This is a genomic window from Zobellia sp. OII3, from assembly GCF_002211465.1.
GTDB classification, from domain to species: Bacteria; Bacteroidota; Bacteroidia; order Flavobacteriales; family Flavobacteriaceae; genus Zobellia; species Zobellia galactanivorans.
In genome coordinates, this window is sequence record NZ_MWRZ01000002.1 from 415,319 (window position 1) to 428,788 (window position 13,470).

Here is a 13,470-nt window from a genome sequence, read left to right on the forward strand (position 1 = left end):
CTCGGGTTAATTAAACCTACAAACAAAAGCTTTCGCTATGGGAATATTAGATAACCTCTTTGGAGGAAAGAAACAGAAAGGGAAACCTGAAATTGATTCTTCCACATTCAAAGTAATTGAAAAAACCGATTACAACAGTTTTAAGGAAGCTGTTGAACAAAATGCTGGACTTTCCTTTGAAAAACAAATGATTTTCGGGGATGTAATCGGTTCAAAAGCTTGGGAGCTTGATATGGGAGAGGGAAAAATCATATTCGATTCCTTAGAGTTTCCTATTCAAATAATAGGCTCACTATCTTTTAATGACAACTCTTGGATGTGGGCCTGGGCGAATACGCAAAGTGGAATGCCTGAAAACCTGTTAATTCAATCCAACCAACTGAAAGCCATAGGGGAAGAGAAGCATATTGAAGAATTGACCGATCCTCATTTTAATGTGGAGGAAGGTTTTGAACACAAAATAGGAATGATGGTTTGTGGCTTGTTTGGCTCTAAAAGCTATTACTGTGCCAATTACGGGCAAGGAACCCTCGTTGTAACCATAGATGACGATAAAATACCCGGCATTGACAAAAACCACTTTGAAAAAATAATGACTTGTTTCCCACAATTAATAAGTGGAGTAGAATTAAACCATAAAAATGCTTTCATGAATTATCTGATCGACCGAGACTTTCAATTGGTTATTTCAGAAGATAAGGTTGAAGGATTGAGAAATGGTAAAGTCGTTGTAGCGGAATTTGACGAATTGAACCGGCTGAAGTCCTTGAAAGGGAAAATATAAAATAATTAGGAACAACAGGTATCAGATACACCTTCCTTTGGTCTGTCCCTCGATATCATCATAGGTCTACATACATTGAAAAAACATATACTGAGCATATACCCGCTGATTTTTGCGGTCCTGTTTCTGATTTCTTGCAATGCGGAAAAGAAAGAAATACCAACTACCGAAAAAGATTGGGATCAAGTCATACACTTAAGCGATCTATACTCCGAAGAACAAATTGACCAATATTTTACAGAGGTCAAATCCGATTTTAAAAAGTTTGTTGAAGATGATGGAATAATTACTTACGAGTTACAACAAGAACAAATAGCAAATAAAAGTGTCTTAGGATTATATAATAAAACCACAGCCTTTCCTCTAGATGTAGAAGAAAATCTATTTATGGGTTTTGTAATGGACCAAACCGTAGAATTATTAGATTCTAAGGAATTAGATTACACTAAAGTCGAAAACATTACCATAAATTCAACAAATTATGTGACGTATGAAGTTTTTTCGGATAATCGCAAATTTGGTTACTTTATATTATTTCACAAAAAGAATAAAATGTTCTCCGTAAATCTATTTGCCCTTCCTTTTATAGAACCTGATTTTGAACGGTTGAATAAAAAAATAGATGATATGGAGAAAAGTATAAACCGATAAGCGCCCTTTGTTAACGCTTAGCTATTGCACGACTTACGTGAGCATCCCATGTATGGGAGCATATGTAAATGGCCTCAATAAATTACCCCACTTCGGCAGGCTCAGTGCAAGGCTTTGAAGGGGCAAGCGCAGGCCGAAAAAAAGGAAAAGAATTTCACCATGTGCGTGGCGGAGAGCAAGAGGAGGTTTGTCACCCATCGTTAAGAGCTCATCCCTTGGCACCATTAATAACAGAAATGTGGATATAAAAAAAGTAGTTCAAAATGTATACGACAAAGTAAAGGGTATTGATGATAAGGGAAATTTAGCATCGTATATCCCTGAATTAGGAAATGTAAATCCCGATTTTTTCGGGGTGCATATTTCAACCATAGACCATTTAAATTTTGGCGTAGGAAATAGTTCCGATAAATTTTCTATACAAAGTATCGTCAAGGTGCTTTCGTTAATTATGGCATATCGTCTATTGGGCGAAGAACTATGGAATAGGGTAAAGGTGGAGCCCTCCGGAACCGCTTTTAATTCCCTTATCCAACTTGAAGTCGAAAATGGAATCCCTAGAAACCCATTTATCAACGCTGGAGCTCTTGTCATTGCAGACATACTCATAAGTAATTTAAGATATCCCAAGGAAGATTTTTTGAACTTTGTAAAAAAACTTTCAAACAGTAAGGAGATTCGTTATTCCGAAAGAATAGCGACTTCCGAAAAAAATGTAGGCTACCGCAATGCCGCCTTATGTAATTTAATAAAGTCGTTCGGGAACATTGAAAACAATCCCTCAGAAGTTCTTGACTTCTATTTTAACCTTTGTTCACTCGAAATGAGTTGCGAAGACCTTTCGAATCTATTCTTGTTTTTAGCCAATGACGGCTTTACTTTAGGCGATAAGCAACAAATACTTACAAGAAGCCAAACCAAAAGGATAAATGCCCTAATGCAAACCTGCGGCTTCTATGATGAATCTGGGGAATTTGCTTTCAAGGTAGGACTTCCGGGCAAAAGCGGTGTTGGTGGAGGAATTGTAGCGGTGCACCCAAAACAATATGCCATAGCCGTTTGGAGTCCCAAATTAAACGAAAAGGGGAATTCATATAAAGGAGTGAGATTCCTTGAAGAGTTTACAACAGAAACCGAATTATCAATATTTTAAGAGACCGAAGCCATACCAAGAGGTAAAACCAAGGGTAGGTAAGCAACCTTGATTTCCTATAAAAAAACGGCATATACCCCTTTCGATACGTGTACAAGTAAGGCCTCCTCAAACATTTATGGGACCGGAAAAAGGAAAAAATTACAAGCGTTGATTTTCAACCCTCTCTAGCTCGAGCAGTATGCTTGTGCTATCAATTCCTACCCGCAGGGCTGGGGATGTTCTCCCGGAACCAAGCCATCAATGGTCCTATCCGATTATTGGCCAATGGAGACAAAAAACGCGTCGGCAAAGAATGAAGAAGCGAATCAAACCCCATAAAAATTTGCTTATCCATATACCGTAGAGTATATTAGCAATATGATACGATCGGAAAAAACCAGGCAATTAATCATTGAGAAAACCGCTTCCATATTCAATAAAAAGGGATATACAGGAACGTATTTGTCCGATTTAACCAAGGCTACCGGGTTAACAAAGGGTAGTATTTACGGTAATTTTAAAGATAAAAACGAGGTTGCACTAGAGGCTTTTCGGTACAATTATAAATTTCAGACGAGACAAATACTAGATAAAATTGAAAAGGAAAACAAGGCGATAGATAAATTAATCGCTTTCTTGAACCATTACAAAACATCCTTTAAACCCATTTTTAAAAACGGTGGCTGTGCCATATTGAATACGGCTGTAGATTCAGATGATGGAAATGATCTATTGAATAAGGAAGTCGTAAAAACCATTCACAATTGGCACCACAAGGTCACTTCAATTTTAGAAGACGGGGTCAATAGTAAGGAACTTAAAGAAATAGACGTCAACCAATTTTCCTACCGAATGATTTCTATGATCGAGGGTAGCATCTTACTGGCCAAAACACTGAACAAACCAGAAATTTTATTAAACAATATAGCCTATCTAGAAACAGAAATTCTTCAATTAAAACAAGAGTAAAAAAAATTTAACCCACTATATACCTTACGGTATATGAAAAAAAAGACAATTATGAAAAGAGTAGTAGTAACAGGATTGGGAGCAATTACGCCGATTGGCAAAAACGTAAAGGAGTATTGGGATAATTTATTGAAAGGGGTTTCAGGGGCGAACAAGATAACGCGTTTTGATGCGAACAAATTCAAAACCCAATTTGCTTGTGAAATAAAGGATTATGATGCTTTGGACTATTTTGACCGCAAGGAAGCAAGAAAACTCGATAGGTTTAGTCAATACGGACTAATCGCGTCAGAAGAGGCTATCAAAGATGCTGAACTGGAATTTTCAAAATTGGACACGAATAGAATTGGTGTGATATTCTCAAGTGGAATCGGTGGCTTTGAAACTTTTGAAAAGGAAATAATCGATTATACCAATAACCATTTCAACCCTCGTTTTAATCCTTTTTTTATAACCAAAATAATTTCCAATGGTTTATCGGGAACCATTTCAATCAATAACGGATTAAGAGGTGTAAACTATTGTCCGGTAACGGCCTGTGCTTCATCAACTCAAAGTATAATTCAAGCTTTTAACTATATCCGATTAGAAAAGGCGGATATCATTATCGCAGGTGGCTCGGAAGCTCCAATTACAGAAGCTTCAATTGGGGGGTTCAATGCAATGAAAGCCATGTCTACGAATAATGAAGACTATAGTTCCGCCTCAAAACCATTTGATAAAAAGAGAGATGGCTTTGTTGTTGGTGAAGGAGCTGGAGCTTTAATCATAGAGAGCTTGGATTCCGCGATAAGGAGAAATGCCAAAATTTACGCCGAAGTTGTCGGAGGCGGGGAAAGTTCAGATGCCTATCATATTACCGGCACACACCCTGAAGGACTTGGAGGGTATTTAGCCATGCAAAACGGAATAAGCGAAGCGAATATTACGCCCAAAGAAATTGATTATATAAATGCGCACGCCACATCTACAGGCTTAGGAGACTTGTCTGAAATTAAAGCGATCGAAAAGCTATTTGATTCGAATCTAGATAGAATCCAAATTAGTGCGACTAAATCCATGACAGGACATTTATTAGGGGGAACAGGTGCCATAGAAGCGATATCAACTTGTTTATCGGTAAAAACAGCTATGATTCCCCCAACGATAAACACCACCGAAGTAGATGAAAAAATATCAAAAAAACTGAATTTATCCCTCGGTAAAAAGACCTCTAAAGATATTAATTACGCCCTGAGCAACAGTTTTGGATTTGGAGGACATTGTGCCGCCCTTATACTAAAAAAATATGTTGGCTAACCATACATAAAAATGCCCCCCACTTCGGCAGGCTCAGTGCAAGGCACTAAAGGGCGCCCCTAGGGTGGGGGATGCTTCCTAGGCCAATACACCGAACTCCAATATAGGTAATTTCCCATCTTAGTCCTTGTAGGCTGTGTCGCATCGACACCCATCTATTGGTTGGTCACACGGTATATAAAGTCATAGTTCCCTAACGGATGCCTGGCCTTATATGTCCCTCAATAACAAAGCAAACCAACCTATATCCGCTTTGTCTTATTTAGTCCTTATTGGTGCAATAATCCTTTCTACAAATTCGTTCTTTGGGATCATAAGCAATAACCTGACGAAACCATAAAAAGAATACCTAAAAAATTAAAAACGTGTTACCCCAATCCCTTATAAAAACCTGGTAAACCCCATACCGTCCCTTGAAAGGACTTGTCCGAAGAGCAGGGAATATCTTCCCTAGATCCACGCATCATCTAAACATCAGGGATTTATTATGTTAATCGCTATAAGGGGAAACGATATCAACCCCAATGGTATGTAACAGTTGGCCATCATTAAAAAAACGCAATGAATATAGATAACAGATCATCTCAATTTTGGAATTGGTTCAATAGCAACAAAGCGAAATACGAGTATACTTTGGCCAATTTGAATTCACTACATCAAGGCGAAATTGATGAAGCAATGAATGTTTTTGAAGAAAAATTGCACGTATACAATGAAAACATTTGGTTTAGAATGGGGGGAGAAAAACCATATGAACTATTAATAACGGCTGAAGGGAATGTAGAACAATTTGATGCTGTAATCGACCTGGTAAATAGCGCTCATACGATAGAAAACTGGAAAATCATACCCTTTATACAAGCTCGGGATATTTCTAAGTTTAACTACAGGCTTGACGATTTTGAACTTACCGAAAAAGATGTCTTTTTTACCTATACAGAAAATCTAAGTGGTGAAAATGGCTATTATTTGGAAACCATGTTCTACGTAACCGATGACAAATTTATCAATGATGATTCTTTTAAATCTTCTATCATTAGAATTGCAGAGACGGCACTTGGCGAATACGATTTTGCCAAAATCATTGGTTTTATAGATGTTGAAAAAGTCTCCAATACATACTCCGAACACAAAAGCGAAATGCTACCCATATATAAGTTAAAAGACATTTCAGAAAGTATTAAAAATAAACTACGGGAATAACAAGCATAGCTAGCAAAGGTAAATCAAGTCTTCAGCTGGAGCGAGCGTCCCGCACCCATTTCGAAGGAGGGGCAAGGTGGAAGATACGCCCGCCATGGTACGCACCCCACTTATCACATCAATCGGATTCGAGGGGTGGTTTTACGTAAGTTCCTTTTTTCCAGTTGAAAAACCTAGGGTATAGCGATGGTGATTTCCAAAAAAAAATATAATTTACGATAGAAACGCCCTTTGTTATGATTAGAAGAACATCAGGAAAGTTTGCGCAAAACTACGAAGCAAAAAAGTACGCCCGACCAAAGTCCGCCACCGACAAACCCGATAAGGCAGCCGACCCTTCGGCCGAGTTTAGGCTTCTGCAGGCTTCCTACCTGAACGAGCTTGTAGAAGCTGCCGAATACAAGGTAGTTACAAAAAAGAAGAAGAAATTGTTTTGGACGGTTAAAGAAGAAGTTGTTGTCGATAATTATAAAGACTTCTTAAAATCGAAAACAAGCTTGGTCGGCGCATTGAACGATCGAGCCTTTTTAATGTTCGATGACCTTCAAAATTTTCTAAAGCAAAAAGGAATACACATAACGAATAGTTTGACCGAAGAGGCCCGGCAAAAATTTAGGACACGGGACGAACATCCTATTTTGATCAATTACCAAACCGCCAAGAAGCTCGCAGAGCAATTAAAACACCTGAATATAACGGACGAAGACCTGCGCAAGGCCGATACCGACAACTTGCATCAATTAAATGAAAGCCTTTTCGAAAAGCAGCGTTCGGAAGTAAAGATGTTTGAACAGGCAGTCAACGAAATCGAGAAAGACGCCATCTTATTGGTTAGGATTAGGGATTAATGTGCCCTTCTTCCCAACTAACACGAATGTACCATTTAAAAAACCGTCCAAAACACCCCCCTCCTGGAGGAGCCCGTAAGGCGGGGGATGCTACCCTTAACGTTTGTACTTCCTAAAATGCTTCTATTATGGAGTCAGAGACACGGTATTCCTTCCCATCTATATAATAATTGCCCTCACTGAAACGTTGGCTATAATCCAATCATTTATAAAAACCGTACATGAAAGCCATTGCCCAGGCCTTTTGCGCCTTATTGATCTTGACCGCTTGTTCCGAAGATGCCATTGAAGATCCCCTTCCCACCTTACCCTCTGCAGAAAACGAACTTCAAGGCCCCATTGCAAAACCCTTGGACGGCTATGGGAGCGATGGTACCTATACGGTGGCAAAGACCACATTTGAAAGTCCTATCTACGAAGGGAAAAATGTAGAAATATTCTATCCCCAAGAAGCCACTGAAGCTTTACCCACCATCTTCTATTCGCATCCTTACGGAGGTGAGGAAAGTGAATATAACATCGGACTGTATGAGTTTATAGCCAAAAAGGGATATGCCGTGGTCTTCGCGCCCTATCCCACGACCGGGGTATCGGTCGACGAACGCTACGATACCTTATGGGAAAGTTTTAAAAAGGCCGCAACCGATTATCCCGATATTATCGATACGGAAAAAGTCGGTTTTATGGGACACTCCTTCGGCGGCGGGGCATCATTTAGCCTGGCCTACAAAGGTTTTGTAGAAGAGGGCTGGGGCGAAAACGGCAGGTTTATTTTTGCCATGGCCCAATGGTTTTCCTACCAATTGTCCGATACCCAGTTAGACCATTTTCCATCGAACACAAAACTCATCACACAAGTCTATGACGATGATGTCACCAACGACCATAGAATGGCCATTGATATTTTTAAGAACATCAACATAGCCGATGCGGAAAAGGACTTTATCTTGATCAAAAGCAGTGTTTTGAACGACTATACCTATTCGGCCGAACACAATCTGCCCAATACGAAGTCGGCCTACGATGCCTATGATTATTATGGGATTTACAGACTCTTAGATGCCATGATCGATTATAGCTTTAACGGAAACCTTGAAGGAAAGAAGGTCGCCTTGGGCAACGGCTCCCTAGAGCAAATAAGCATGCCCAGTTACGATGGGCAGGCACTGGAACCCTTGGTCGTAACCGATGATCCCTCACCAAATTACCCACAGTCAAAATATTTGTTTAAATGCGCCTCATTGAAAAACCCAAGGAGCGCCCATTGTGAATAAGGGTGGGGCAGGACCTGAGTGGGACCGATCGTGTCCAACACGTTCTATTTATTTTAAGATATAGATAAAGGCCCCATTCCGGGGCTTTTTACTCGAATAACCTCCCCTTCACTATACTCCGGATTTTAAATTGAAAATGGCTAGGATCCCACAATTTATTTAACTTGTGCCCATAACCCTACGAAGAAAACCGACGGAATACCTAAGACGTTTAATCGCGTGGGCGCATATACCAAAAGCCAAGATAGATGAAAACCAGCCTAAGCAAAATCCTACTATTCATTAGCCTATTCCTTTCCCTAGGCACATATGGCCAAGACCCCATTTTTACGGAATACAAGGTCAAGGAATTTTCGTTTCAAGGACATGAGGCCAAAATAGTCTTTCCCAACACAGGAAACGCCAACCGTTATTGGATTTGGAGAGCAAGGTTCTGGGGCCATGAACCGCAAGTCGACAAAGCCCTTTTGGAAAAAGGTTTTCACGTGGTATATGTTGATGTGTCCGATCTATTTGGGAGCAAGACGGCCGTGGACCTGTGGAACGACTTCTATACGTTTTGCACTTCGGAATACGGACTCCATAAAAAAGTGGTTTTAGAGGGAATGAGCCGAGGGGGACTGATCGTCTATAATTGGGCCTCACAAAACACCGACAAGGTATTCGCCATTTATGCCGACGCCCCGGTCTGCGATATTAAAAGCTGGCCAGGAGGCATGTTTAGCGGAGAGGGGAGTCCCCAAGCCTGGAAACGCTGCCTGGAAGCCTATGGCCTAGATGCCGATTCGGTCAAAGACTTTGATGATATCCCCATAAACAATAGTGTAAAAGTGGCCAAAGCCGGTATTCCGGTAATGCATGTATATGGAGATGCCGATGTAGTAGTACCTTACGGGGAAAATACGGCCCTACTTGCCAAGAACTTCAAGGAAGCAGGAGGCCACATTGAACTCATCGGAAAAAAAGGGGTAGGCCATCATCCCCATTCCTTAAAAGATCCTTCTCCTATCGTTGATTTTATATTACAAAGTGTAACTTACAAAGAATAGCCCAAACCGGGTATCCGCGCCGAAACGAAAGGCCAAGAATCCCCTTTCATGGGACATTCCGGTTTTAAAACGGAACCACTGGAAAAATTGGGGGCGGCCGATTAAACTTTACCCTAAAAATACCGTCCAATAGGGGAGGACGCATCGGTCCTTTTAGGGCTTTTGAAGGAAGTCCGCAGCTAGTCGGCAGGAGTAAATCACCCAAAAAAAGCCTTAACAAACTATAATAAAGCGATTTACACCTGTGTATTTAATTTATAAAAATAACAAAAATGGGAATAGTAGAGACCCTCATCAAAAAGATACTGGAGAAAGGAAGGATCGTAGAAAAATTGAAGCTCTCCGAATCGGTTTATAAAATTCGAATAACAAGCAAGCACATTAAAGACGTTGATTTTACCCCCGGATATTTTATACGACTAGGGGTCGGTATCGGCCAAGAGGAAATTGCCTTAAAGGATAAGGTAAGAAGCTATAGCGTTTGGGCCATTGACAGGGAAAACGAGACCATAGATCTGGCCATTGCCACCCACAGCATGGGAATAGGGGCAGTGTGGGCCGAAATTTGCCAAACGGATACCGAGGTACACTTCAAGTGGAAAAAGGGAAATTTTCTTTTAGACGATAGTGCCGACAGTTACTTGATGATCGGCGATCTATCGGCTTTATCGCATCTCTATGTGATAAAACGACATTTGCCAGAGGAAAAGCAGGTGGAAAGCATTATTTATAATCACGACCTAAGCGAAATGTTTCCCGATATTGATGGAAGCACGCCCTTTCGTTTTTTCGAAATGCCCGAAAATCCCGCAGAAGAGGTCTTGACCGAACTAAGACCCTTACTAAAAAAAATGCAGGGCAGAAAGATGGTCTATATTGCGGGCGACAGTAGGTTGTGCGTTGCCTTGAACAAATACTTTAGAAAGGAATTGCATTGGGATACGAAGCAAATCAAGACCAAGCCTTTTTGGAACCCTGATAAAAAAGGATTGGAGTAAAGACTTCCGAAGGGTGATTTTATGTGTCGCTTTTTAGGTTCGGGTTTCACATTTACCATTTATCCCTATACTTTAACCTTTACTTGAATGGATTTTAAACACATATTTGCGAGTTTCACCCCCATCATATGAAATATATTTTAAAGGCCTAAAGCAATGAACGAGACTTCCAAAACCAAGAAAACGTCCAAGGTAAGAGTATATGTGGATTTGTTCTTTTTTACCCTTATGGTCTTAGTGCTCATTCCTCAAACTACAGGGATTCCTCTTCATGAATGGGCCAGTTTTATCATTATCCTCCCTTTTTTTTTACACCTCATTATTAATTGGAATTGGATCGCTACGAATTCGAAAAAATTCTTTCAAAGGGAATCCAACAAAACCCGATTCGATTATGTCCTAAACTGGACCCTCTATTTTTTTATGATTGTCATAACGGTTTCCGGTATCGTTATTTCAGAGGCCGCTTTGCCCGTTTTTGGAATCCATTTTGAACCCGACCCGTTTTGGACAAAAATCCATAACCTTAGCGCCACCCTCTTTATGCCTGTCTTCGGTATTCATATCGCCTTGCATTGGCGATGGATCCTCGGTGCTTTCAGCAAATTTAAATTTAAGTCCGATTTACACCATTTAACCGAAGTGGGCCCCATCATATCAAAACGTATGCTCCAGCTGCTACTGTTGATTTGTTTAAGTATTGTTCTGTCTTTAACAGTGTATTTATTTGAATTCAGCGAATGGGCCGAAGGTTTTAGAACAAGTGCGGAAAGCAACTCGGGACAAGAGCCCGGAGGACCGGGCATGGGTTGGATGAGATATGTTTTACCCTTGGTCAAGGTTACCGTACTTACTGGTGTTCCGGCACTTATTGCGGGGGGCATCATACGACTCAAAAGGAAACTTCGAGGGAAGGGAATCCATTCTTAAAATTTAAGCACAATCTTTACAAACCCCAATAAGTACACAATTCACACTTTCCACTTCATAGCCCTTAGCTATGGTGAAATTTACGGGAAGGGGCAAGCATTCTATGGTCTCGCAATTTTTGCAGCGAAAATGAAAATGGTGCAAAGGTTTTTCGTTCTCGTCGCACTTTAAACACAGGGCGAAATATTGCTTCCCGTCGTCGGCTACTACCCTATGTAAAACCCCGTCCTCACAAAAGCGGTTCAGCACCCTGTAAATTGTAGCTCTGTCAATGGCGACATCTATTTTCTTCGCAATGGCATCAGGACTCATGGCCTTGGTACTAGAATTCAAAACGGAAAGTACCGCCTCCTTTGTGGGCGTATTTCTTCTTTTCATAGTATAAAATTACATATAAATAAATTAATGCGATGTTGTTGCAATTATATAAAAAACGCATATATTCGCCAAAAGTTTAATGCGACTATTTTGCATTTACAAATAAAATCCATCTTGCAATGAACAGTACCGCACATTTTGAAATAATAGTTGTCGGAGGAAGTTACGCCGGTCTTTCCGCGGCAATGGCCTTAGGTCGTTCCTTACGAAGCGTATTGCTCATCGATAGTGGCATGCCGTGTAATCGGTACACCCCACACGCCCATAATTTTATTACCCATGACGGGGTAAAACCAAGTAACATATCAGAACAAGCCAAATCCCAGGTATTGAATTACCCCTCCGTTACGTATATTGATGATGTTGCCATACAGGGAGTTAAAAGCGACCCAGGTTTTCGGATCTTCACGAAGAAAGGAAAGGAGTTTACCGCAAAAAAATTGATTTTTGCCACAGGAATCAAGGATACAATGCCCGATATATATAATTTTTCCTCTTGCTGGGGAATATCTGTTGTGCATTGCCCGTACTGCCATGGATATGAAATCCGTCATAAAAAAACAGCGATAATAAGCAATGGGGAACAAGCGATGCACTTGGCATCACTCGTTCTTAATCTCACGAAAGACCTTGTTATCTTAACCTCGGGAAAAGCAAATTTCAATACCGATCAAATCTTGAAGCTTACCAAAAACAACATAACGCTAATTGAAAAGGAGGTCGCTGGAATCGAACATGAAAATGGCTATATTAAAAATGTTGTATTTAAGGACAATAGCAAAGAAGATTTTCATGCCGCATATGCAAGCCTTCCGTTCACACAGAGCTCCGATATACCTGATTTATTAGGTTGCCAACTGAATGAACAGGGGCTTATAAAAGTCGATGGCATGCAAAAAACTACTGTTGATGGGGTATTTGCTTGCGGTGACAACAGTCTAAGGGCCCGTTCCATAGCCAATGCGGTCTCTACGGGAAATATGGCCGGGGCCATGGCAAATATGGAGCTCGCCCAGGAAGAATTTTAAGATCATTGTAAAAAATAAGGTTATGGTTGAAGTTTTGATTACCAATATTGAAAAAATTTCAAAAGCAAAGAGAATGGTTAAACTGCTTGAAAAGGAATTCGACCAGTTAAAAATTGATTATGACATGAATGAAACGAAATTAGCCTATCCTTGCGGTCATACGATATTGCGCATCGAAGGGCGACATATTTACACAAAAGAAATAATCTCAACAATTGAGAGAGAAGGTATTCTTTGCGAACTTATCAAGGATGAAATTTGTAGATAAAAAGGAAAAGTATGTCTGAGTTTTGGGAAGATAGTTTTTTAGACAAACAAGAAATGTGGGGGTTTAAACCGGCTAAGTCCGCTTTGTTGGCCCTAGATTTTTTTGATGGGCCATCGGTTAAAAATATACTCATCCCAGGTATCGGTTATGGTCGGAATGCGCAAATATTCAGATCAAAAGGTATACAGGTCACTGGCATAGAAATATCGAAAACCGCTATTGAATTGGCCCGAAAGCACTTCGGCGAAGCAATGGTTATACATCACGGTTCCGTAACCGACATGCCTTTTGACGACAAAAAATACGACGGAATCTTTTGTCATGCCCTAATCCACCTATTAAATCCAAGCCAAAGGGCTAAGCTTATAAGGGACTGTTATGACCAACTAGCCGATAAGGGCCATATGGTGTTTACGGCCATAACAAAGACCGCTCCCAATTTTGGAAAAGGAAAATTGCTGGGCAAGGATTGTTATGAGTTTCACCAGGGTGTGCCCATATTCTTTTACGACACCGAAGCAGTGAAAGCCGAGTTCGATAAAGTTGGACTCTGTGAAATTATAGAGGTAGACGAAAACCAACCCATGTTTTTGATACGGTGTAAGAAGGCCTGATCATCCGATTCCATAGATTTTAGATCGATATAAAGCTTGGCC

15 protein-coding genes are annotated in these 13,470 nt (G+C 40.4%); 14 read left to right on the plus strand and 1 reads right to left on the minus strand.

All coding sequences use genetic code 11. From position 1 onward, the window contains the following. The first annotated feature begins 37 nt into the window (after positions 1-37). From B4Q04_RS08930 to B4Q04_RS08985, 11 genes are all read left to right on the plus strand, one after another. On the plus strand, positions 38-784 hold the full coding sequence (locus tag B4Q04_RS08930; protein ID WP_236630992.1) for a DUF6882 domain-containing protein: 747 nt from the start codon (positions 38-40) through the stop codon (positions 782-784). Between the two features lie 75 nt (positions 785-859). Then, positions 860-1,435, plus strand: coding sequence for a hypothetical protein (locus B4Q04_RS08935; RefSeq protein WP_013995533.1), 576 nt, complete (start codon positions 860-862; stop codon positions 1,433-1,435). A 238-nt stretch (positions 1,436-1,673) separates the two neighbouring features. Beyond that, positions 1,674-2,588 (plus strand): glutaminase, encoded by a 915-nt coding sequence (locus tag B4Q04_RS08945; RefSeq protein ID WP_013995534.1) that lies wholly within the window; start codon positions 1,674-1,676, stop codon positions 2,586-2,588. Positions 2,589-2,948: 360 nt separating this feature from the next. After that, positions 2,949-3,539, plus strand: coding sequence for a TetR/AcrR family transcriptional regulator (locus B4Q04_RS08950; RefSeq protein ID WP_013995535.1), 591 nt, complete (start codon positions 2,949-2,951; stop codon positions 3,537-3,539). A 33-nt stretch (positions 3,540-3,572) separates the two neighbouring features. After that, positions 3,573-4,838, plus strand: a complete 1,266-nt coding sequence (gene fabF, locus B4Q04_RS08955; RefSeq protein WP_236630993.1) for a beta-ketoacyl-ACP synthase II — start codon at positions 3,573-3,575, stop codon at positions 4,836-4,838. A gap of 561 nt (positions 4,839-5,399) precedes the next feature. Beyond that, positions 5,400-6,041: a hypothetical protein gene (locus B4Q04_RS08960; RefSeq protein WP_013995537.1), complete on the plus strand. Its 642-nt coding sequence runs from the start codon at positions 5,400-5,402 to the stop codon at positions 6,039-6,041. A 236-nt stretch (positions 6,042-6,277) separates the two neighbouring features. Beyond that, positions 6,278-6,889: a hypothetical protein gene (locus B4Q04_RS08965; RefSeq protein WP_013995538.1), complete on the plus strand. Its 612-nt coding sequence runs from the start codon at positions 6,278-6,280 to the stop codon at positions 6,887-6,889. A gap of 221 nt (positions 6,890-7,110) precedes the next feature. Beyond that, positions 7,111-8,163 carry an alpha/beta hydrolase gene (locus B4Q04_RS08970; protein ID WP_088696604.1) on the plus strand — a complete coding sequence of 351 codons (1,053 nt, stop codon included), beginning with the start codon at positions 7,111-7,113 and terminating at the stop codon, positions 8,161-8,163. A 248-nt stretch (positions 8,164-8,411) separates the two neighbouring features. After that, positions 8,412-9,212 carry an alpha/beta hydrolase family protein gene (locus tag B4Q04_RS08975; RefSeq protein WP_088696605.1) on the plus strand — a complete coding sequence of 267 codons (801 nt, stop codon included), beginning with the start codon at positions 8,412-8,414 and terminating at the stop codon, positions 9,210-9,212. A gap of 272 nt (positions 9,213-9,484) precedes the next feature. Then, entirely contained in the window at positions 9,485-10,210 is a 726-nt protein-coding gene (locus tag B4Q04_RS08980; protein WP_088696606.1) for a siderophore-interacting protein, read from the plus strand. Positions 10,211-10,366: 156 nt separating this feature from the next. Beyond that, positions 10,367-11,140: a DUF4405 domain-containing protein gene (locus tag B4Q04_RS08985; protein WP_088696607.1), complete on the plus strand. Its 774-nt coding sequence runs from the start codon at positions 10,367-10,369 to the stop codon at positions 11,138-11,140. A 3-nt stretch (positions 11,141-11,143) separates the two neighbouring features. On the opposite strand, the gene B4Q04_RS08990 is transcribed toward B4Q04_RS08985, so the two are convergent. Next, positions 11,144-11,518: a Fur family transcriptional regulator gene (locus tag B4Q04_RS08990; protein WP_088696608.1), complete on the minus strand. Its 375-nt coding sequence runs from the start codon at positions 11,516-11,518 to the stop codon at positions 11,144-11,146. A gap of 119 nt (positions 11,519-11,637) precedes the next feature. On the opposite strand from B4Q04_RS08990, the gene B4Q04_RS08995 reads away from it, so the two are divergent. The 3 genes from B4Q04_RS08995 to B4Q04_RS09005 are packed head-to-tail and all read left to right on the plus strand — an operon-like array spanning position 11,638 to position 13,428. Then, the gene (locus tag B4Q04_RS08995) at positions 11,638-12,546 is read left to right on the plus strand and encodes an NAD(P)/FAD-dependent oxidoreductase (protein ID WP_088696609.1); all 909 of its coding nucleotides are present in this window, start codon (positions 11,638-11,640) and stop codon (positions 12,544-12,546) included. A 22-nt stretch (positions 12,547-12,568) separates the two neighbouring features. Further along, positions 12,569-12,814, plus strand: a complete 246-nt coding sequence (locus B4Q04_RS09000; RefSeq protein WP_013995545.1) for a hypothetical protein — start codon at positions 12,569-12,571, stop codon at positions 12,812-12,814. 11 nt (positions 12,815-12,825) lie between these two features. Continuing rightward, positions 12,826-13,428, plus strand: coding sequence for a class I SAM-dependent methyltransferase (locus B4Q04_RS09005; RefSeq protein ID WP_013995546.1), 603 nt, complete (start codon positions 12,826-12,828; stop codon positions 13,426-13,428). Positions 13,429-13,470: the final 42 nt, after the last annotated feature.